Consider the following 20395-nt stretch of genomic DNA (forward strand, 5'->3'; position numbering starts at 1 on the left):
TATGAGCCCGCAGAACCTCGATTTCGTCCACCTGCACAACCACACCGAGTACTCGCTGATGGACGGGGTCACCCCCATCAGCAAGGATAAGGGCCCCTCCGACCTCCTCCTCGAGCTGGCCAAGCAGGGCGCCAAGGGCCTGGCCATCACCGACCACGGAAACCTCTACGGCGCCGTCGAGTTCTACCTGCGCTGCCGCAAGGCGGGGATCAAGCCCATCGTCGGCTGCGAGTTCTATCTCGCCAAGGGCAAGCGCACCGACCGCGCCGGCTCCCAGCGCGAGGTCAACCGCCACATCACGGTGCTCGCGCGCAGCTACGAGGGCTACGAGAACCTCATGGCCCTCTCGACGAAGGCCTTCCTCGAGGGCTTCTATTACGATCCGCGCATCGACAAGGAGCTGCTCGCCGCGCACGCGAAGGGGCTCATCGTGCTCTCGGGCTGCCTCAAGGGCGAACTCGCGCAGACCCTGCTCACCGGCGACGTCCCCGCGGCGACCCGCCTGGCCGGCGAGATGCGCGACCTCCTCGAGAAGGACGCCTTCTACCTCGAGATCATGGACCACGGGCTCAAGGACCAGAAGCAGGTCCTCAAGGGCATCCTCGAGGTCCAGGCCAAGACCGGGCTCCCCCTCGTGGCCACCAACGACTGCCACTACCCGATGAAGGGCGACGCGGCCGCGCACGACGCGCGCGTCTGCATCTCGACCGGGCGCCAGATCGCCGACGTCAACCGCCTCCGCTTCGAGAGCCACGAGTTCTACTACAAGTCGGTGCAGGAGATGGCGAAGACCTTCCACTTCGCCCCCGAGTCGCTGATGAACACCGTGCGCATCGCCGAGATGTGCGCGCTGCAGATCCCGATGGACAAGATGCACCTGCCGGACTTCCCGGTCCCGCAGGGGCACACGCAGGACTCCTACCTCGACAAGCTCTGCCGCGAGGGTCTGCAGCGCCTGGGCCGCGCCTCCGACGCCGAGTACCTCAAGCGCCTCGAGTTCGAGCTCGGGGTCATCAAGAAGATGGGGTTCTCGGGCTACTTCCTCATCGTCTGGGACTTCATCCGCTACGCGAAGAACAACGGCGTCCCCGTCGGGCCCGGCCGCGGCTCCGGCGCGGGCTCGCTGGTCTCCTACTCCCTCGACATCACGACCGTCGACCCCATCTTCCACCGCCTCCTCTTCGAACGGTTCCTCAACCCCGACCGCAAGTCGATGCCCGACCTGGACATCGACTTCTCCGACCTCGGGCGCGACAAGGTCATCGAGTACGTGCGCGGCAAGTACGGCGCCAACAACGTCGCGCAGATCATCACCTTCGGCTCCATGAAGGCGAAGCTCGTCATCCGCGACGTCGGCCGCGTCCTCGGCATGCCCATCCCCGAGGTGGACCGCATCGCGAAGATGATCCCGACCGGGCCCAAGATCACCATCAGCGGCGCGCTGGACTCGAACCCCGAGATGCGCAAGGCCCTCGAGGAGCCGGCGACGCGCAAGCTCATCGACCTCGCGAAGAAGCTCGAGGGGCTCAAGCGCCACACCGGCGTGCACGCGGCCGGCATCGTCATCACGAAGGACGTCGTCTGGAAGTACGCCCCCCTTTCCCGCGGCGCGGGAGACTCCATCACGACGCAGTACGACGGCGACATCCTCCCCCAGCTCGGCCTGCTGAAGATGGACTTCCTCGGCCTGCGCAACCTCTCCATCATCGACAAGGCCGTCGAGCTCGTCCGCGCGCGCCACGACCCGTCCTTCGACGTGGCGAAGGTCCCGATGGACGACAAGAAGAGCTACGAGCTCCTCGCCTCCGGCCGCGCGCTGGGCGTCTTCCAGCTCGACTCCGAGGGCATGCGCGAGCTGCTGCGGCGCCTGAAGCCCACCACCTTCGAGGACATCTCGGCCTGCATCGCGCTCTACCGCCCCGGCCCGATGCAGAGCGGCATGCTCGACCTCTTCGTCGAGCGCAAGCACGGCTCGAAGGTCGCCTACGAGCACGAGAAGCTCGAGCCCGTGCTCAAGGACACCTACGGCTGCATCGTGTACCAGGAACAGGTCATGGAGATCTCCAAGTCCCTGGCCGGCTTCACGGCGGGGGAGGCCGACGGCCTGCGCAAGGCCATGGGGAAGAAGATCCACGAGGAGATCGAGAAGCTGCGCGGGAAGTTCGTCGAGGGCTGCAAGGCCAACAAGATCCCCGAGAAGCTCGCCAACAAGATCTACGACCAGATCGACAAGTTCGGCGGCTACGGCTTCAACAAATCCCACACGGTGGCCTACGGCACGGTCTCCTACCAGACCGCTTACCTGAAGTCGAACTACCCTCTCGAGTACTTCACGGCGCTGCTCACCTCGGAGATCGGGCACAACGCCATCGACGTCGAGGGCAAGGAGAACAAGCTCGTCACCTACATGGAGGACGCCCAGGACTTCGGCATCGAGGTCCTCGGCCCCGACGTCCAGCGCTCGGAGGGCCCCTTCTCCATCGAGGAGAAGGCCATCCGCTTCGGCCTGCTCGCGGTCAAGAACGTGGGCGCCGGCGCCGCCGAGGGCATCATCGCCGCGCGCAAGGACGGACCCTTCAAGTCCCTCGACGACCTCTGCCGCCGCATCGACCTGCGCGCGGCCAACCGCAAGACGCTCGAATCCCTCGTCAAGGCCGGCGCGATGGACGGCTTCATGAAGGGCGTGCGCATCGGCGACGCCCGCGCCCGGCTCATGGCCTCCCTCGACGAGACGATGGGGCGCCAGTCGCGCATCAAGGACGACCTGGCCCGCGGCCAGGGGCTGCTCTTCGGCTCCGAGCCCGCCCCGCCGCCGGCCGCCCACTCCAAGGACGTCCCCGGCGTGGAGCCCTGGCACGAGCACGAGGTCCTGCAGAACGAGAAGGAGGTCCTCGGTTTCTACCTCTCGGGCCACCCGCTCGTGCGCTACAAGGACTTCCTCCCGTGCGCGGCCACCCACCGCATCGAGGACCTGAACGCGGACATCCACCAGCCCGTGCGCCTGGCCGGCCTCATCGGCTCGGTGCGCAAGCTCATGACCAAGAAGAACGAGCCCATGGCCCGGGCGGTCCTCGAGGACCTCACGGGGGAGATCCCCCTCATCGTCTTCCCCCGCACCCTCGCCGCCGTCGGGAACCTCCTGCGCGCCAACGAGATCGTGGTCGTCGGCGGGAAGCTCTCCTACCGCGGGGATTTCAAGAACGAGGACGACCCTCCCCGCCCGGAACTCCTCGTGGAGGACATCCAGCCCATCGAGATGGCGGTCACGCGCTACGCCAAGCGCCTGCTCCTGCGCTTCTCCACGGCAGGATTAGAGGAGAATTTCCTCTCAGAATTGCGTAGAATCCTACGCAAATACCCTGGCCGCATCCCGGTGCACCTGCGGCTCGAGACGCCTACCCACGGCGAGATGCATGTGGAGACCGAGGAGTCCGTCGCGCTCACCGCGCAGCTCTTCGAAGCGCTCGAGCGGGTGCTGGGAGAGAGAGCATGGAAAATAGAAAGCGGATCATGATCGCGGACGACGACCCTGATCTGCTCGAGCTGTTGAAGATGGACCTGTCCTATCAGGGCTACGACGTCTCCGCGGCCTCCGACGGCCGGGAGGCGCTCGCGCTCGCCACCAAGGAGCGCTTCGACCTCGTCCTGCTCGACGTGATGATGCCCTACATCGACGGCTACCACGTCGCCTACGAGCTTTCCAGCAAGCTGGGGCCCAACGCTCCCAAGATCGTCATCATGACGAGCCGAGACACGGTGCGCGAGAAGGGCATCGCGATGATGAGCGGCGCCATGACGGTGATCCAGAAGCCCTTCGGCATGGCCGAGCTGCACACGCGCCTGACCGAGATCCTGTCCAAACCCTGACGAGAGGTCCCGACCCATGACCCGATTCCCCCTCCTCCTCGGCGCGCTCCTCGCCCTGCTCCCCGCGCCCTCGCGCGCGCAGACCGCCCAGGACCCGCTCCCCGCCGCCGTCGAGCGCCTCAAGGCCCAGGACCCCCTGGCCCGGCGTCAGGCCGTCGAGGAGCTCGTCCGCCTGCGCCGCCCCGAGGCGGTCAAGCCCCTCCTGAACGTCCTCTCCGACAAGGACGAGTACGTCCGCGCCGCCGCCCTCGACGCGCTCGGCATCATGCGCGTGCGCGAGGCCGTGCCGAAGATGATCGACCTCCTCTCCAAGGACGGCTCCGCGCAGGTGCGCCAGCAGGCCGCCATCTCGCTGGCCTACCTCGTCGACGCCAGCGCCGAGGTCCCCCTCGTCGCGGCGCTCAAGGACGCGGCCCCCGGAGTCCGCTTCGCCGCCGCGCGCTCGCTCGGCGCGATGCGCTCGGGGAAGGCCGTCGAGCCCCTGACCGCCATGCTCAAGGACGCGGACCCGCAGATGCGCCGCACCGCCGCCGGCACCCTCGGGCAGATCGGCTCGGCCTCCGCGGCCCCGGCCCTGACCGGGACCTTCAAGGGCGATCCCGACGCGAACGTCCGCCGCGAGGCCTTCAAGGCCCTCGCGCAGCTCCCCGCCGCCGCGGACAAGGCCTTCTTCGCGGCGGCCCTCAAGGACGCCGACCCGATGATCCGCCTCAGCGCGGCCGCGACGCTCGGCCGGCTCGGCGACGCCTCCGGCGAGGCCGCCGCCGTCGAGCTGCTCCGCCACGCCGAGGACCCGGTCCGCATGCAGGCCGCCAACACCCTCGGGATGATCGGCGGCAAGGAGAAGGCGCTCCCCGCGCTCGAGGCCGCCGAAGCCGCCGAGAAGAACCCCGGGGTCAAACAAGGCCTCTCCTTCGGCAAGGCCCAGCTCAAGGCGCGGCTCGGCATCGTCGACGCGGTCGCGGCCGCCGCGCAGCCCGTGAAGAAGCCGGCCGTGAAGAAGACCCCCGTCAAGGCGCCGGCCTCCACGCCGGCCGCGAACGCCCCCGCCAAGGCCCCGGCGAAGAAGGCCGCGGCTCCGGTCAAGAAGACTCCATGAGAAAGCTCCTCCTCCTCGCCGCCGCCCTGCTGCTGGCCTCGAGCCCCGTCCTCGCGAAGCCGCGCAAGCCCGCCCGCAGCGAGAAAGCCGGCGATTCCGCGGCGAAGGAGTCCGATTCCCTCGTCGAGCCCGACACCTCGCTGATCGACGTCCCCTCCGCGGGGATCCTCGACGTGGGCGGCTTCGCCACGCAGACCCGCTTCTTCTCGCAGGGCGGCGTCATGGAGTGGCTGAACTTCGGCGTCGTCCACCGCGTCAACCTCGGCGCCTCGATGAACGTGGACAAGCTCATCGGCACCTCCTCGCCGGTGCAGCTCACGCGGCCCGACCTGCAGCTCAAGTACCGCTTCTACGACGGAGAGAAGATCATCCCGGCCCTCGCGCTCGGCTTCGACGGCCAGGGCTACCTCTACAACCGGCCCGACAAGCGCTACAACCAGCGCCAGCGCGGGCTCTACCTGGCCGGTTCCCAGGAGATCGGCCTGCCCGGGCTCATGGGGCACGCCGGCGTCAACATCTCCGACTTCGACACCAACGCGGTCTTCGGCTTCCTGGCGGCGAACCTGAACGTGCAGGACAAGGTCACCTTCATGGCGGAGTGGGACAACATCAGCAACTACTCCGACAGCCGCATCAACCTCGGCTTCAAGGTCTACGTCACCCCGAACGCGCACATCGGCTTCGCGGCGCGCGGCGTCGGGCAGGGCGGCGAGTACAGCAACGGCGTCTCGCGCGGCCCGGAACGGGTCTTTCAGTTCAAGTACTCCGCGAACTTCTGAGCCCCGCCCGGGCCGGGAGCGCGCGACGCAAGGAGAGTCCATCACCATGGCGAAGAAGCGCATCGGCATCCTCACCGGCGGCGGAGACTGCCCCGGCCTGAACCCCGCCATCCGCGGAGCGGTCCTGCACGCGCACGCGCACGGCGCCGAGTGCATCGGCATCCGCAACGGCTGGAAGGGCATCCTCGAGGCGGACGCGTTCACCCTCAAGCTCGCCGACGTCGACGACATCATCCTCAAGGGCGGCACCATCCTCGGCACCTCCCGCACCAACCCCTACAAGAAAGAGGGCGGCCCCGCGAAGGCGATGGCGGCCTTCAAGAAGCTCAAGCTCGACGCCCTCATCGCGATGGGCGGCGAGGACACCCTCGGCGTCGCGACGCGCCTCTTCGCCGACTTCAAGGCGCCGGTCGTCGGCGTCCCGAAGACGATGGACAACGACCTCGAGGCGACCGACTACACCTTCGGCTTCGACACCGCGACGACCGTCGCGGTGGACGCCGCCGAGCGCCTGCGCGACACCGGCAAGAGCCACTCGCGCATCATGGTGCTCGAGGTCATGGGCCGCCACGCCGGCTGGGTCGCGCTCTTCACCGGCATCGCCGCGGCCGCCGACTACGTCTGCCTGCCCGAGCGGCCGGTCGACGTCAAGGACATGGCGACGAAGCTCAAGGCCGCCTTCGCGCGCAAGGGCACCGCGCTCGTCGTGGCCTCCGAGGCGATCACCTTCCCCGGGACCAACGACCAGCACAAGGAGATCGACGAGTTCGGCCATGAGATCCTCAAGGAGCGCGGAGTCGCCGAGCGCCTCAGCGAGATCATCGGGAAGGAGACCGGCATCGAGACCCGCTCGGCCGTCATCGGCCACATCCAGCGCGGCGGCTCGCCGACGCTCTTCGACCGCATCCTCGGTACGCGCGTCGGCGTGAAGGCCTCCGAGCTCGCCCTGACGGGCCAGTTCGGCTACATGGTCGCGCTCAAGGGCGACAGGATCGTGCCCGTCTCCCTGAAGGAGGCCACGGCGGAGCTCAAGACCGTGACCCTCGAGTGGCTCGACCTGCTCGACATCCTCACCGAGGCCCTCGCCGGCCAGGCCAAGCGCAAAGCCGAGAAGCGCGAGAAGGCGGCCGCGTGAGCGCCCTCCCCCCGACGGCGACGCAGACCCAGCGCTTCCAACGGCGCACGGTGCTGGTCAAGCGTCACCTGCAGCTCAAGTACGCCGCCATCGTGTTCGCCTCCGTCCTCTTCACGGCCCTCATCGTGGGCGGAGACGTCGCCTACACGATGGTCCGCTTCATCAGCCGGGAGAACCCCTCGCTGATGCCCGACGCCCTCGACCTGCTCCGCTTCGGCGTCGTGAAGCTGGCGCTGTTCATGGGGATCATGTTCGTCCTCTCGCTGTTCGTCTCGCACCGCATCGCGGGGCCGATCTACCGCTTCGAGCGCTCCACCCAGACCATCGCGACCGGCGACCTCACCCACCGGGTGTCCCTGCGCACGGGCGACGACCTCATGGAGCTCCAGGACGAGATGAACGCGATGGTCTCGGCGCTGCAGCGCCTCGTCCAGAAGGACCGCACGCTCGCCGAGCACCTGCTCTCGCGCGTCGAAGCCCTGACCGCGCGCCTGCCCGAGCACGGCAGCGCCGACGGCGGGCCGGTGCGCGAGGAGCTCAAGGCGCTGTGCGCGGAGCTCAAGCACCTGACCCAGGGGTTCAAAGTCTGAAGAGATGAAGCTCCTCCTCTCCCTCCTCCTGCTCGTCCCCGCGCTCCCCGCCGCCGCCGCCGAGGTCGATCCCGACGTCTACACCCTCGAGGACTGCACGCGGCTGGCCCTGCGCAACAACGGAGAGCTGCAGGCGGCCGACCAGAACATCATCATCTCCCGCCAGCGCGTGAAGGAGGCCGCCCTCCTCTTCGCGCCGGACATGGGCGTCCAGGCGCTGGCCGCACGCTACGCGGCGCGCTACCCCTTCGCGCTGAGCCAGAACTTCCGCTCCGTCATGCTCTTCCCCTCCGACAAGGAGAACATCTTCTCGGGCCAGGGCTACATGAGCGTCTCCCTCTACGAGGGCATGCGCCACGTCAACACCCTGCGCATGGCCCGCACGGCGCTCAAGCAGGCGCAGACCCGCTACGACGCCGTGAAGATGGACCTGCTCTACTCCGTCCAGCACGCCTTCTTCGGACTCATCCTCGCCCAGGAGAGCGCCGCCGCCGCCGAGGAGGCCGCCGCCCGCGCCGGAGAGAGCGCGAAGGCCGCGGCCGGGCGCTGGGAGCGGCTCGAGGCCGAAGGCCTCGCCGCCGAACTGCGCGCCGCCGCCGCCGAGGCCCGCCACGAGCTGGCGCTCGCGCGCCTCGACTTCCTGAAGGGCCTCAACAAGGAGTTCGACGCGCCGGTGCGCGTCAGCGGCCGGCTGGAGACGAAGCCGGTCCACGCCGACCTCGCGCGCGCCCTGCTCTGGGCCGCCGAACTGCGCCCCGAACTGCGCGCCCAGACCTACCGCTCGCAGATGGACGCCATCGCGGTGAACCTGGCCCTCGGCCGCCGCTACCCCACGGTCACCCTCGGCGTGGACTACGAGCTCACCGGCCAGGAGTTCCCCCTCCGGCAGAACAACTGGGACGCGACGGTCGGCGTCCGGCTCCCCTTCTCCCTCGACTACTTCACGCAGCACACCCAGAAGGTCGCCGAACAGCGCCAGGGCGAGATCGCCAGCGCCGAGCTCCAGGACCAGGTCCAGCTCGAAGTCCGCCGGGCCTGGGAAGACCTCCAGTACTGGCAGGCCGAGTGGCCGCGCCGCGAGGAGGAGCTCAAGCGCCTCAAGGACCTCTCCGGGGACCTGCGCGGGGACGCCGTCCAGGGATTGCGCGCCGAGGTCCGCCTCCTCAAAGCCCGCCGCGACTGGCTCCGCTCGGTCACCGAGCACATCCTCGCCCGCGCCCGCCTCGAGCGGGCCGTCGGCCGTCCCCTCACGGAGTGACGCGGTGCGCCCGTCCGCCGCGCTCTCCCTCTTCGCCCTCCTCCTGACGCTCGCCGCCCCGCTCCCGCTCCGGGCCGCCGCGGGCGCCTCCGCGGACGACGACCTCCTGCGCGATCACCTGTGGACGCAGGTCCGCGCGCTGCCCAAGGGGGAGCGGCCCGCCGTCGGCCTCGCGCTCTCGGCCGGGGCCGTTCGCGGCTCCGCCCACATCGGCGTCATCCAGGTCCTCGAGGAGGCCGGCTTCCCCATCGACGTCGTGAGCGGCACTTCGATGGGCGCCATCGTCGGCGCGGTCTACGCCGCGGGACAGCCCCTCGACAAGCTCGCGGGCTTCTCGCGCGCCCTCGCCGCCGAAGCGACCACGCTGCTGAGCCGCGCGCGCATCCTCAGCCTGATGCTCACCGACTCCCTCATCTCCTCGAAAGGGATCGTCTCCCTCCTCCACGAGCAGATCGGCGACCGCCGCTTCGACGAACTCACCAAGCCCTTCGCCTGCGTCGCCATGGACCTGCGCACCGGCGAGAAGATCGTCTTCCGCGACGGCCCGCTGGCGCCCGCCGTGCAGGCGAGCATGGGGATGCCCGGCATCTTCAAGCCGGTCCTCTACCGTCACCGCTACCTCGTCGACGGCGGAGTCGTCGACTACGTCCCGGTGGACCTCGCGCGCTCGCTGGGCGCCGACTGGGTCCTCGCCAGCGTCACGGAAAACGACTACATGCGGGCCAACCCGACCTCGTCGCTCCTCGCGCTCGAGCAGGTCATCGACATCCGCGGCGCGCTCCTCTCCAACCAGCAGCGCCGGGAGGCCGACGCGGCCATCGACGTCGAGTTCGGGGACGTGGGCTTCCTCGACTTCAGCCGCGCCGAGGAGATGGTCGAGCGGGGCGTGAAGGCGGCCAAGTCCCAGCTCCCGCAGGCCCAGGAGTCGCTCATCCTCTCGACGCTGCCGCGCCTCATGGAACGCTGGGGAGGACGCCGATGAAGTCCCTGCTCCTGGCGGTCCTCCTGCTCCTCCCCGCGGCCCCGCGCGCCTCCGCCTTCGAGTTCTTCGGCGAGCCGAAGGCGGCGCGCGAGCTCTCGCGGATCTACGACGGCGGCGACTACGCGGAGATCGTCAAGCGCCTCTCCGGAGACGGAGTCCTCAAGCTCCCGCGCCGCGCCCGCGCCCGCGGCTACCACCTGCTCGGCGCCAGCTACGAACGCCTCGGCCGCGCGAAGGACGCCATCGCCGTCTACCGGCTGGCGGAGGGGCTCTACCCGAAGGACCTCGGCATCCTCACGGCCCTGGCCGACCTCCTCCACGCCAACGACCTCGACGACCAGGCCCGCCCGCTCTACCAGCGCGTCCTCGCCATCCACCCCAACAACGCGGCCTCGAACCTGGGGATGGCCGAGATCTGCCGACACCAGGGCTTCACCGTCCGCGCCCAGGCGCACTACGAGCGGGCGCTCAAGGAATGGAACCAGGCACCCCGCATCTGGCGCGGCTACGCCGAGACCCTGGGGCAGCGTCGGGACTTCAAAGCCGCCGTGTCGGCCATCCGCCGCGCGCTCGAGCTCTCGGACGACGCCGACTCCCTGCTCACCCTCGCGCGCTTCCAGCGCTCCGCGGGAGAGGTCGACGCCTACGACACCCTCCGGCGCGCCCTCGCGAAGGCCCCGCACCGGGAGACCCGGCTGCGGCTCGCGCTCTGGCTGCTGGAGGACGAGCGTCTGGACGAAGCCCTCGCGGAAACGGCCGCGCTCCTGCGCGAGGAGCCCGAGGCGCCGCTCGCGCTCTGGATCCGGGCCTCGGTCAACCTGCGCCGCGGCCGGACCGCGGACGCTCGGAGAGACCTCCTGAGCGTCGCGCGCACGGAGCAGCGCGTCCCCTTCCTCGTCCGGACCGCCAAGGAGATGCTCGCGCGCATGGGGGACCGTTGAAGCTTCCGTTCTGGAAGCTCGCGGGCGCCGGCAACGATTTCATCCTCCTCGAAGCCTCCCGCCTCGGAGGACGGAGCCGGCCGGCGCTGGCCCGGCGCCTCTGCGAGCGCCGCCGCTCGATAGGCGCCGACGGCCTCCTCGTCGTGTCGCGCCGTCCGGCCGGCTTCGACCACTACAACGCCGACGGCTCGCGCGCCTTCTGCGGCAACGGCGCGCGCTGCGCGGCCGTCTGGATGAGGACCGCGGGCTGGATCGGCCGGCGCGCACGGCTCGGGAGTCCCGCCGGCACCGTCGAGGCGGAGCTCCTCGGCCCGCGGCGGGCCCGCGTGCGCATGCCCGCCGCGCGCCGGCTGCGCTCCCTCGAGTTCCGCGTCCTCGGCCGGACGCTGCGCGCCGTCCTCTACGACACGGGCGTCCCCCACGCGGTCGTGCGGGTCCGCGGCCTCTCGCGCTGGCCGGTCTACGAGATCGGCCGCCTGCTGCGCGGCCATCCCGCCTTCGGCCGCGGGGGAGCCAACGTCGATTTCATCGAGACGCGCGGCGGGACGGTCTTCGTGCGCACCTATGAGCGCGGCGTCGAGGACGAGACCCTCGCCTGCGGCACGGGAGCCGTCGCCGCGGCGCTCGAGGCGCGCGAACCGGGACGGCGGTCCCCGGTCCGCGTCGCCATGCCGGGAGGACGTCTGAGCGTCGCGTTCGCGGGCCCGGGTCCGCGCTGGGAGGACGTACGCCTCGAAGGTCCGGCGGAGATCGTCTTCAAAGGAGAGGTCCAGCCATGAGGTTCGAAGGGGTCTACACCGCGCTCATCACGCCTTTCACCGGCCGCCGCGTCGACGAAGAGGCCCTGCGCCGGCTCGTCGCCTTCCAGCTCAAGGGCGGCGTCGCCGGGCTCGTGCCCTGCGGCTCCACCGGCGAGGCGGCGACGCTGAGCTCCGAGGAGAAGGAACTCGTCGTGAAGACCGTGCGCGAAGCCGCGCGCGGGAAGGTCCCGCTCGTCGTCGGCGTCGGGAGCAACGACACCGCGAAGACCGTGAAGGCCGCCGTCGAGGCCGAGCGCTGGGGCGCCGACGCCCTGCTCGTGCTCGCCCCCTACTACAACAAGCCCACGCAAGGCGGTCTCTACCTGCACTTCAAGGCGGTCGCCGACGCCGTGCGCGTCCCGATCGTCGTCTACAACATCCCCGGCCGCACGGGCGTCAACATCTCGCCCGCCACCCTCGCCCGCATCGCCGCCGATTGCCCCAACGTCGCGGCGGTGAAGGAGGCGTCGGGCTCGCTCGACCAGGCCAGCGAGGTCCTCGCGACGGCGAAGGGACTGACGGTGCTCTCGGGGGACGATTCGCTGACCGTGCCGATGATGTCGGTGGGCGCGGCGGGGGTCGTCAGCGTGATCTCCAACATCCTGCCGAGACGGACCGTCGCGATGGTGCGCGCCGCGCGCGCGGGCGACTACGCGAAGGCGGCGAAGCTGCACCTCGAGCTCTTCGGCCTGGTGAAAGCGCTCTTCCTCGAGACGAACCCCATCCCCGTGAAGGCGGCCGCGCACCACCTGCGGCTCTGCGCCAACGAGCTGCGCCTCCCGCTGACGCCGATCATGCCGGAGAACTTCCTCAAGCTCCTCAAGGAGCTCGTGAAGTTCGACGCGTAGAGACCCTCTACCAGAGGGCCGTATGGCCGCAGGGCTCCTTGCAGACCCGGTACGCCGCGATCCCGAGGACGACGAGGCCCGCCGCCAGAAGGAGGAGGGCGAAGGCATCGCGGGCGTCGAAGCCGCCCAAGGAGTTGTGGCTCGCGAGGCCGACGAGCACGATGTTCATGCCCATACGATAGCCCCCCCATGTTAACGATTCTTTGCCGAAACGACGCCTTCTTTGCCCTGCGGCGTCCGGACATTTTGTAGCATCCGGCCATGCAGTGTCCGGCCTGCGGCTTTGCGGCTCCCGGGAACGCTCCGGCCTGTCCGGACTGCGGCCGGCCGTTCGCCCCCTCCCTCGCGGCCCCGCCCAGCGCCGCGCCCCGCCTCCTCACGCCGCTGACCGTCCGGGCGCTCGTCTACGGCGTCCTCCTCGCCGGGCTCCTCGGCTACGCGAAGGCCCAGGCGGCCGCGCTCATCGACGCGCGGGCCGCCCAGGCGGAATCCCAGCTGGCGCAGCAGCTCCTCGCGCACCGCCTGCAGCTGCAGCAGGCGGGCGAAACGGAAGCGCCGGCTCCGCAGGAAGCCGGGGACGCGGCGCGCTGAAGCGGGCGGTCAGTCCAGTCTTTTTCGGATGAGGTCGAGCAGGCGCTTGCGGAAGCCGTCGTCCTTCAGCTGAGGCCAGACGAAGTCGGCCCCCTTCGCCGAAGCGCCCACGAACTTCTCGTGCATCGGCCGCACGCAGTGCTCGTAGAGCCGCAGGGTCTCCTCGAGCCCCACGCCCCGCTCCTCGACGTCGCGCCGGATGCGCCGGACCAGACGGATGTCCGCCGGCACGTCGATGTAGACCGAGATGTCCAGGCGCGCGCGGACCCGCGGCTCGCAGAGCGCGAAGAGCCCGTCGATGATGAGCACCGGCGCCGGGTCCACGAGCCGGTTCTCGCCGGTGCGGCTGTGGGAGGCGTAGTGGTAGGTCGGCGCGTGCACCGGCTGCCCGGAGCAGAGGAGGTCGAGATGGCGGAGCAGCAGCGGGGTCTCGATGGCCAGGGGATGGTCGAAGTTGACGCGCTTCATCTGCTCGTCGCTCAAGCCCGCGCGGTCCCGGTAGTACCAGTCCATGCAGAGCACGCTCGCGCGCGCTCCCAACCGCCTCTTCAAGTACTTCGAGAGGCGCGATTTGCCGGAGGCGGAGCCGCCGGTGACGCCGACGATGATGGGACCGTTCTTGCGCTTCATCGGATAGGGATGAGCTCCTTGTGCGGGGACGGCTCCGTCGCCCCCCCGCGCGCGCGTCCCCGCAGGCGCTCGGCGCAGCGCATGCCGTCGAGGACGGCCTCCTCCATGAACGAGTACTTCCAGCCGCCCCAGCGGCCGATGCTCTCGACGCCGCGCCCGCCGAGCCAGGACATGATCGTGCGCACCGCCGGCGTGCGCGAGCGGTCGTAGACGACGTAGGCGCAGTCGATGGGGTTCCACTGGCGCGCGACGAGGCGGTCGGAGCGCCCGAGCAGCCCGCTGGCGCGAAGCCCCTCCAGCGTCGCGCGCTCCAGACGCGGGAGGTCGACGCGCTCCTCGGGACGCCGGGAGATCTCGATGTACATCGAGCTCGTGCCCTTCGGGGCCATGTGCGCAGAGAAGTTGCTGGAGAAGCCGGCGCGGTAGAAGACGAAGCGTCCCTCCGGGAAGTAGACCCAATGCTTGCCGCTCAGGCGCGGCCGCGCGACGCCGATGTTGAGGTTGTACACGGTCCGCCAGCGCAGGCGCCGACGCGCCTCCTTCACGGAGGAGCTCAGGCCGTCGGCGCGGTCGAGGAAGTACGCGAGCGGGCTCGTGTTGACGAGGCGCCGGTAGCGCACCTCGCCGAGCCCCCGCACGCGCGCGACGCGCTCGCGCAGGTCCACGCGTTCGAGCTCGGCGCCCAGGTGCACGCCCTCGAGACCGGCGGCGAAGGCGTCGGGCAGGGCCTGGATCCCTCCCCGCAGGGGATAGCGGAATGAGGCGTTGTAGCCGAAGAACTTCTTCTGGTCCCGCAGGGCGCCGTAGAGGACCTCCTCGGCGGACGGCCGGGGAAGGAAGCGTCCCTGCCACTCGGTGGTCATGCGCTCGAGCGGGGTCCTCCAGAGCTTCTCGTTGTAGGGGAACATGAAGCGCCGGCAGATCCCCTCGCCGAAGGCCGCGAGCGCCCAGTCGCGGAAGGAGGGCTCCCGCGGGATCCGGTCTCCGCGCAGCCGGCTCTTCAGGAACAGCGCCACGCACTCCGACACGGTCCCCGGCGGGAGGCCGTAGGTGTTGGCCTGGAACGGGTAGCGCGTATCGACGCCCTGCGAGTGTATCCAGGAGGAGCGCTCGAGGGAATGGACGTTCTTCCCGAGCAGGCCCAGGATGAGACGCGAGGCCTTCGGGTCATGCAGGTGGAGCAGGTGCCCGGTGTGGTCGAAGAGGAAGCCCTCGTGCTCGACGGTGCCGGCGCGCCCCCCCACCTTGTCGTCCCTCTCGACGACGAGCGTCCGCAGACCGGAGCCGCGCAGAGCGCGGGCGGTCGAGAGCCCGGCGAGGCCGGCGCCGACGACGAGGACGTCGACCTCGAGCATCAGCGGACTTCCACCTGCGAGATGTGGCGCGCGACGACGAAGATCCAGAGCCCGACGACGAGGTAGATGAAGAGCGCCCAGGGGATGCTCACGAGGGTGATGAGGAAGGCGAAGAGCGAGAGGATCCCCGAGCAGAGAGCGCTCAGCGCGACGATCTGGTGGCGGTGAAGGCCGAGGGCCTCGAGTCGGAGCGCGTAATGGTCCCTGGAGCCCCGGAAGGGCGAGAGCCCCTTGCGGATGCGCATGACCATGACGTACGCGACGTCGAAGGCGGGGACGAGGAGGATGAAGACCGGCGCGTAGACGCCGAGCGGGTTGATGCGCGAGTAATCGGTGCCGAGCGCCATGGCCGCGAGCACGAAGCCGACGAAGAGCGCTCCGCCGTCCCCCATGAAGATCTTCTTCTCCTTCGAGAGGTTCCAGGGCAGGAAGCCGAGCGTGGACCCCAGAAGGGCCGCGGCGGCGAAGTTCACGTAGACCTCCTCGGAGGGCAGGGCGATGAGGAGGAAGGCGAAGGCCGCCGTCGCGGCCTGGCTCGCGGTGAGGCCGTCCATGATGTCGATGATGTTGAAGGCGTTCGTGATGCCCACCACCCAGACCGCCGTCAGGAGCACGGCGAGGTACGCGGGCTCGATGAAGCGCAGGCGGATGCCGAAGTGGACGAGCAGCGCCGCGGCGAGGAACTGGACGAGGAACTTCACGCGATAGTCGAGCCCGTGCGGCTTGCGCAGGTCGTCGACGAGGCCGAGGAGGAAGACGAGCCCGCCGCCGAGCAGGATGACGCGCAGGCGGTAGAGGGTGCCGGTCGGGAACTTGGTGAGGAAGCGCAGGGCCGTGAGGGTGAGGGCGAAGGCGGTCCAGATGGCCACCCCTCCGAGCACGGGGGTCGCGACCTTGTGCGTCTTGACCGCGGTCGTCGGCTCGTCGAGCCAGTGCATGCGCATCGAGAGGGCGCGGACCAGCGGGGTCAGCAGAGTCGAGAGGACGGCCGAGCCGGCGACGGCCGCGAAGTAGAGCTCGAGCCGCGTCATGGGATGCGCGCCACCGAGCAGCGCCCCGGCTCCTCGTAGACGGTCTCGAGCCGCGCGCGCAGGCCCTCCCAGTTGGCGGCGCCCCGCGCGCTGAAGGAGAAGACGCCGTAGCCCTCGCCCAGGCGCCGGGCCTCGCGCGGCACCTCGAGGATCCAGCGGTAGCCGCGCTCCTCGCGCAGACGGCCCGCGAGGTCGGCGGGATCCCGCGCCTCGTCGGCGTCGCGCACGAAGAGGTTGGGGGTCATCACCGAGGTCGCCGTGTGCGGCTGGACGACGTAGTATCCGCGCTGTTCACCCAGGAGGAGGATTCTATCACTTTGAGGCAGACGCTCCGCCGCGAAGCGCGCGCAGGGGTAGTAGTCGAGCCGGCGGGAGAGGAATTCGCGGCGCCCCTCGAGTCCCGCGAGCACCGGGAAGCTGCCGAAGAGGGCGTGGAGGTAGAGGAAGAGGCCGAGGTTCACCAGCGCGAGCAGGAACCCGGCCGTCCCCAGGAGCCAGCGGCCGCCGCGGCCCGCGGAGCTCCAGACCCCGTGGAGTCCCGCGGCCGCCGGGAGCGCGAAGAGCGGCACCAGCGGCACGAGGAAGCGCAGGACGACCCGCGTCGAGAACCAGGCGGCCCAGTGCGCGAGCGAATAGAGGCCGAGGGCGCGCAGCCAGCCGTTGCGCCGCGCGGCCCAGACCGCGACGGGGACGGCGAGCAGGAGCGGCGCCCACCCCAGCGTGCCGACGACGTCGGCGCCGCCGCCGTAGCGCGGCGAGCCCGTCGCCGCGCGCAGGAAGAAGCCGACCAGCTCGCCGAGCCAGCCCTCGCCGCGGCCGTACTCGGCGAGCATGTCGAAGTAGCGCTCCGCCGCGGCGGCCCCGCCCTCCACCCCGTGCGCCGGCAGCCAGCGGTAGAAGAACGGGAAGAAGGGGTTGCCGACCGCGCGCAGGTTCTTGACCAGCCAGGGCGCGCCGGCGCAGACGGCCGTGCAGGCGAAGGCCGCGAGGTCCAGACCCCTCGCGCGCTCGCGCGTGCGCAGCCAGCGCGCGAGCAGCCAGAACCCCAGGAGGAGCGGCGTGAGAGCCGCGCTGTACTTCGTCCCGACGCCGAGGCCGGCGAAGACCCCGCTCAGGGCGAGCCAGCCCCGCCCGCCGTCCCCCTCGGCGCTCTCGCGCCAGCGCAAGAACGAGAAGACGGACGCGGCCGTCCAGAGCATGACGACGCACTCGACGTAGGCCGAAGAGGCCAGCAGGAGCACGGCGGTGTGGCCGGAGACGAGGAGGCAGGCGAGAAGCACCACGGAGAGCGGCTGCTCGCGCTTGCCCATCTCGAAGACCCACCAGACGCTCAGCAGCGCGGTCAGCCAGGTGAAGAGCTGTGCGAGGGTGTCGGAACCGAGCAGCAGCGCGAGCGCGTAGAGCATCTCGGCGTTCTGCGGGAAGTGGGTGTAGACGAGGTGCGGGACCTGGACGATGGCCCCCTCGCGGGCGTAGGCCGCGGCCAGCGGCAGATGGTAGACCAGCGCGTCGTACTGATGCGGCGGGACGAAGCAGGCCCAGAACGCGGCGGCCAGCGGCAGGAGCACGGCCGCGGCCGCGGCGGGGCGCTCGACGAGGAGCCGGCGGTTGGCGCCGAGCGAGCGGAAGAGGTCCCCCAGCTCCGTGAAGCCGACGACCCAGAGCGCGCCGAGGAGCGCGACCGCCGCCCAGGGACGCAGCAGCGCCGCCGCGCCGAGCAGGAAGACGAGCTGGCTCAGCGCGCCGAGGCCCAGGGTCGCCCCGACGAGGGTCTTCTCGGACTCGCTGAGGCCGGAGGCGCCGAAGACGCGCAGGAGGACGCGGCCGCTGCCGGCCGCGGCGACGAAGACGACGAGGAGCAGCGCGGCCGAGAGGGCCGCCGGCGCGAGCGCGGCCCCGAAGAACCGCGCGGCGAGGACCGCCGCGCAAAACGCCAGGGCCGCCGCGTAGAGCGCCGGGAGACGGCTCACTTCGCCGGCTTCGCGGGCATGAAGAGCGGGCTCTTCCAGAGGCCGAGCCGGTGCAGCAGCACCTGGAGCATCACCCAGAGCGTCGAGAAGCCGTAGACGCAGCTGCGGCGGAAGTTGATGGAGGACGCCTCCTCGAAATAGCGGGCGGCGACGGGGATGTCGCCCATGCGCAGGCCGAGGACGGCCGCCTGATGGAGGAACTGCTGGTCGAAGACGAAGTCGTCGGAGTTCAGCTCCCAGGGCACCGTCTCGAGCGCCTTGCGGGAGTAGGCGCGCAGGCCGGAGTGCCACTCGCCGAGGTTCTGTCCCGTCCAGGAGTTCTCGAGGACGGTGAGCATGCGGTTGAAGAAGTACTTCCAGACCGGCATCCCTCCGTCGAGCGCCTCCCGGCGCGTCCGGATGCGGTTGCCCAGCATGAAGTCGCAGACGTCGCTGGCGATGAGCCCGACGAGATGCGGGGTCAGGCGGGCGTCGTACTGGTAGTCGGGGTGGATCATCACGACGATGTCGGCCCCGCGTCGGAGCGCCTCGCGGTAGCAGGTCTTCTGGTTGCCGCCGTAGCCGAGGTTCTTCTCGTGGACGAGGACCGTGAGGCCGAGCTTGCGGCCGAGCGCGACGGTGCCGTCCTTCGAACAGTCGTCGACGAGGAGGATCTCGTCGACGGTCCCGGGCGGGATGTCGCGCACCGTGCGCTCGAGGGTCTTCTCGGCGTTGTAGGCCGGCAGGACGGCGATGACCTTGGGCTTCATCTCTTTCTCCTTCGGATGTCGAGGATGCGGATCACGGGCCCGCGGCGCTCTCCCGGCGCGGGCATGAAGACGGCGAGGGGGCGGCCCTCCTGCTCGAGAGCGGCGAAAAAGGCGGCGAGCTCGGGGGAGCGCGCGGGGTCCGCGCCCGAGGAGCTCAGGGCGACGACCTCGACGCCGGCGGCGCGCGCGGCGGAGAGACCCTCGCGCACGTCGAGCACGGCGCGTCCGCGGGCCGACCACCCGGCGTGCCAGGTCCCGGAGCGCAGGTCGGCGCCGCTGCGCAGGATGCGCAGCACGCGCCGTCCGCCGCCGGGGTGCGAGCGCAGCATGAGCTCGTAGTAGCGCGCGCGGGGATGGCCCTCGGCGCGGGTCCGCTCGAGGAGCTCGGCGACCTGCTCGCGCGACATGCGCAGGGGAGGAGAGGCGTGTTCCTGGTCGGTGAGGACCGCCGCGCCGGGCCGCTCGCGCTCGAGCCAGTCCGCGGCGAGGCTCCGCGTGTCGGGCAGGACGAGCTCGCGGTCGAACGCACGGCACTGCGCGGCGCCCGGGAGGGCGAGCGCGAGCAGCGCGAGCGGGAAGAGCGGGGCGCGGGCGGGCAGCGCCGCGAGGACGCGCTCGACGAAGAACGCGGCCGCGAGCGCATAGGCCGGAAAGACCGAGAGCTGGTAGCGCTGCCAGCCGCCCTCCGGCGAGAGCGCGAGCGGGACGAGCAGGACGACGCAGGGCCCGAGCAGCAGGAGGGCCTTGGCGCGCTCGCGCAGAAGAAGGAGCAGCGCCCCGCCCGCCAGCAGGGGCCCGCCGACGGCCCAGGGACCGGCGAAAGCCGCGGCGTTGCCGAGCACCGCCCAGCCGACCGGCCCGCCGGCGCCGACCACCGTGCCCTGGTCGCGCACGTCGCGCAGGAAAGCCCGCCCATCGAGCGCGATGAAAGGCGAGCCGCCGAGGAAGCCGAGGAACCAGCAGCCCAGCGCCTTCGCCGAGAGCGTGACCGCGGCGCGCAGGGCGTTCGCCTCGCGCGCAGGGCGCGGGGAGCCGCCGTCCAGCGCGCGGGCGAAGGCGGCCGCGGGGACGAGGGCCGCGAGCGGGGCCGCCGTGTACTGCGTCGAGGCGGCGAGGCCGGCGAAGACCCCGCAGAGCATGAGCGGCGCCTCCCCCCCGTCGTCGTAGTGGCGCACCGCGCAGAGCCAGGCCGCCGCGGAGAGCAGGAACATGAGCGAGTCGGGCTTGGCGGCATGCGCCGAGACGACGAGCGCGGGCGAGACCGCCAGCAGCGCCGCGGCCAGGAGGCCGCCGCGCCGCCCCAGGAGGCGCTCCCCGGACCGCAGGACGAGCCCGAGTCCGGCGAGCGAGCAGGCCGCCGCGAGGAGGCGGCCGAGCAGATAGAAGCCCTCGGGATGCCAGACGAAGAGCCCTCCGAAGTCGGCGGCCGAGCGCAGGAGCCCGAACCCCGACCAGAGAGCGAAAGAGACCCCGTAGGCGGCGAAGAGGACGTACATCCAGAGGGTCGGATACTTGAAGACGCCGGGGTTCAGCGAGCCGCGCGCGAAGGAGACGGCGACGTTGACGTGATGGGGCTCGTCGGCATTGAAGACCGCCGGCAGCCCGAAGGAGGCGCCGTCGAGGCGCAGGAAAGCGGCGAGCAGGAGGATCGCCAGGAGCCCGGCCCATGCGCCCGCGCGCGCGCGCGCGTCTACAGGAACGCCCGTCATGGGATGCGAGTATAGCAAAACGCTCCGGGGCGGCCGGAGGACGGCGGAAATAGGTAGAATG

19 protein-coding genes are annotated in these 20395 nt (G+C 70.7%); 12 read left to right on the top strand and 7 right to left on the bottom strand.

Annotated features, from left to right (window positions below; genetic code table 11):
- Position 1: 1 nt before the first annotated feature.
- From dnaE to dapA, 11 genes are read left to right on the top strand one after another with little or no spacing between them, the layout of a single operon-like run.
- On the top strand, positions 2-3514 hold the full coding sequence (dnaE, locus tag WC969_08455) for a DNA polymerase III subunit alpha (GenBank protein ID MFA6029869.1): 3513 nt from the start codon (positions 2-4) through the stop codon (positions 3512-3514).
- A complete protein-coding gene (locus WC969_08460) occupies positions 3511-3867 on the top strand; it encodes a response regulator (GenBank protein MFA6029870.1) in 357 nt (118 codons plus the stop codon). Before dnaE ends, WC969_08460 begins: the two co-directional genes overlap by 4 nt.
- Positions 3868-3883: 16 nt before the next feature.
- Positions 3884-4966 (top strand): HEAT repeat domain-containing protein, encoded by a 1083-nt coding sequence (locus WC969_08465; protein ID MFA6029871.1) that lies wholly within the window; start codon positions 3884-3886, stop codon positions 4964-4966.
- The gene (locus WC969_08470; protein ID MFA6029872.1) at positions 4963-5745 is read left to right on the top strand and encodes a hypothetical protein; all 783 of its coding nucleotides are present in this window, start codon (positions 4963-4965) and stop codon (positions 5743-5745) included. The genes WC969_08465 and WC969_08470 overlap by 4 nt, the downstream gene beginning before the upstream one ends.
- 46 nt (positions 5746-5791) lie before the next feature.
- Positions 5792-6880, top strand: coding sequence for an ATP-dependent 6-phosphofructokinase (locus tag WC969_08475; protein ID MFA6029873.1), 1089 nt, complete (start codon positions 5792-5794; stop codon positions 6878-6880).
- The gene (locus tag WC969_08480) at positions 6877-7470 is read left to right on the top strand and encodes a methyl-accepting chemotaxis protein (protein ID MFA6029874.1); all 594 of its coding nucleotides are present in this window, start codon (positions 6877-6879) and stop codon (positions 7468-7470) included. Before WC969_08475 ends, WC969_08480 begins: the two co-directional genes overlap by 4 nt.
- Before the next feature lie 4 nt (positions 7471-7474).
- Entirely contained in the window at positions 7475-8728 is a 1254-nt protein-coding gene (locus tag WC969_08485) for a TolC family protein (protein MFA6029875.1), read from the top strand.
- Positions 8729-8732: 4 nt separating this feature from the next.
- Entirely contained in the window at positions 8733-9710 is a 978-nt protein-coding gene (locus WC969_08490) for a patatin-like phospholipase family protein (protein ID MFA6029876.1), read from the top strand.
- A complete protein-coding gene (locus WC969_08495; protein ID MFA6029877.1) occupies positions 9707-10651 on the top strand; it encodes a tetratricopeptide repeat protein in 945 nt (314 codons plus the stop codon). The genes WC969_08490 and WC969_08495 overlap by 4 nt, the downstream gene beginning before the upstream one ends.
- Positions 10648-11430: a diaminopimelate epimerase gene (gene dapF, locus WC969_08500; GenBank protein MFA6029878.1), complete on the top strand. Its 783-nt coding sequence runs from the start codon at positions 10648-10650 to the stop codon at positions 11428-11430. The genes WC969_08495 and dapF overlap by 4 nt, the downstream gene beginning before the upstream one ends.
- A complete protein-coding gene (gene dapA / locus WC969_08505; GenBank protein ID MFA6029879.1) occupies positions 11427-12299 on the top strand; it encodes a 4-hydroxy-tetrahydrodipicolinate synthase in 873 nt (290 codons plus the stop codon). The genes dapF and dapA overlap by 4 nt, the downstream gene beginning before the upstream one ends.
- Before the next feature lie 7 nt (positions 12300-12306).
- On the opposite strand, the gene WC969_08510 is transcribed toward dapA, so the two are convergent.
- Positions 12307-12468, bottom strand: a complete 162-nt coding sequence (locus WC969_08510) for a hypothetical protein (protein ID MFA6029880.1) — start codon at positions 12466-12468, stop codon at positions 12307-12309.
- A 92-nt stretch (positions 12469-12560) separates the two neighbouring features.
- Here WC969_08510 and WC969_08515 point away from each other — a divergent pair, with 92 nt between their 5' ends.
- A complete protein-coding gene (locus tag WC969_08515; GenBank protein MFA6029881.1) occupies positions 12561-12890 on the top strand; it encodes a hypothetical protein in 330 nt (109 codons plus the stop codon).
- A 9-nt stretch (positions 12891-12899) separates the two neighbouring features.
- Here the strand turns inward: WC969_08515 and udk are convergent, their stop codons facing one another.
- Genes udk through WC969_08545 form a run of 6 tightly spaced genes read right to left on the bottom strand, consistent with a single transcriptional unit; the run spans position 12900 to position 20334 of the window.
- Positions 12900-13520: a uridine kinase gene (gene udk / locus WC969_08520; protein ID MFA6029882.1), complete on the bottom strand. Its 621-nt coding sequence runs from the start codon at positions 13518-13520 to the stop codon at positions 12900-12902.
- Positions 13517-14875 (bottom strand): FAD-dependent oxidoreductase, encoded by a 1359-nt coding sequence (locus tag WC969_08525; protein ID MFA6029883.1) that lies wholly within the window; start codon positions 14873-14875, stop codon positions 13517-13519. Before WC969_08525 ends, udk begins: the two co-directional genes overlap by 4 nt.
- On the bottom strand, positions 14875-15906 hold the full coding sequence (locus tag WC969_08530; protein ID MFA6029884.1) for an MraY family glycosyltransferase: 1032 nt from the start codon (positions 15904-15906) through the stop codon (positions 14875-14877). Before WC969_08530 ends, WC969_08525 begins: the two co-directional genes overlap by 1 nt.
- Positions 15903-17876, bottom strand: a complete 1974-nt coding sequence (locus WC969_08535) for a phospholipid carrier-dependent glycosyltransferase (protein ID MFA6029885.1) — start codon at positions 17874-17876, stop codon at positions 15903-15905. The genes WC969_08530 and WC969_08535 overlap by 4 nt, the downstream gene beginning before the upstream one ends.
- On the bottom strand, positions 17873-18625 hold the full coding sequence (locus WC969_08540) for a glycosyltransferase family 2 protein (protein ID MFA6029886.1): 753 nt from the start codon (positions 18623-18625) through the stop codon (positions 17873-17875). Before WC969_08540 ends, WC969_08535 begins: the two co-directional genes overlap by 4 nt.
- Positions 18622-20334 carry a glycosyltransferase family 39 protein gene (locus WC969_08545; protein MFA6029887.1) on the bottom strand — a complete coding sequence of 571 codons (1713 nt, stop codon included), beginning with the start codon at positions 20332-20334 and terminating at the stop codon, positions 18622-18624. Before WC969_08545 ends, WC969_08540 begins: the two co-directional genes overlap by 4 nt.
- Between the last annotated feature and the right edge of the window lie 61 nt (positions 20335-20395).

This window comes from Elusimicrobiota bacterium (assembly GCA_041660925.1).
In the GTDB taxonomy this organism is placed as follows: domain Bacteria; phylum Elusimicrobiota; class Elusimicrobia; order UBA1565; family UBA1565; genus JBAZUV01.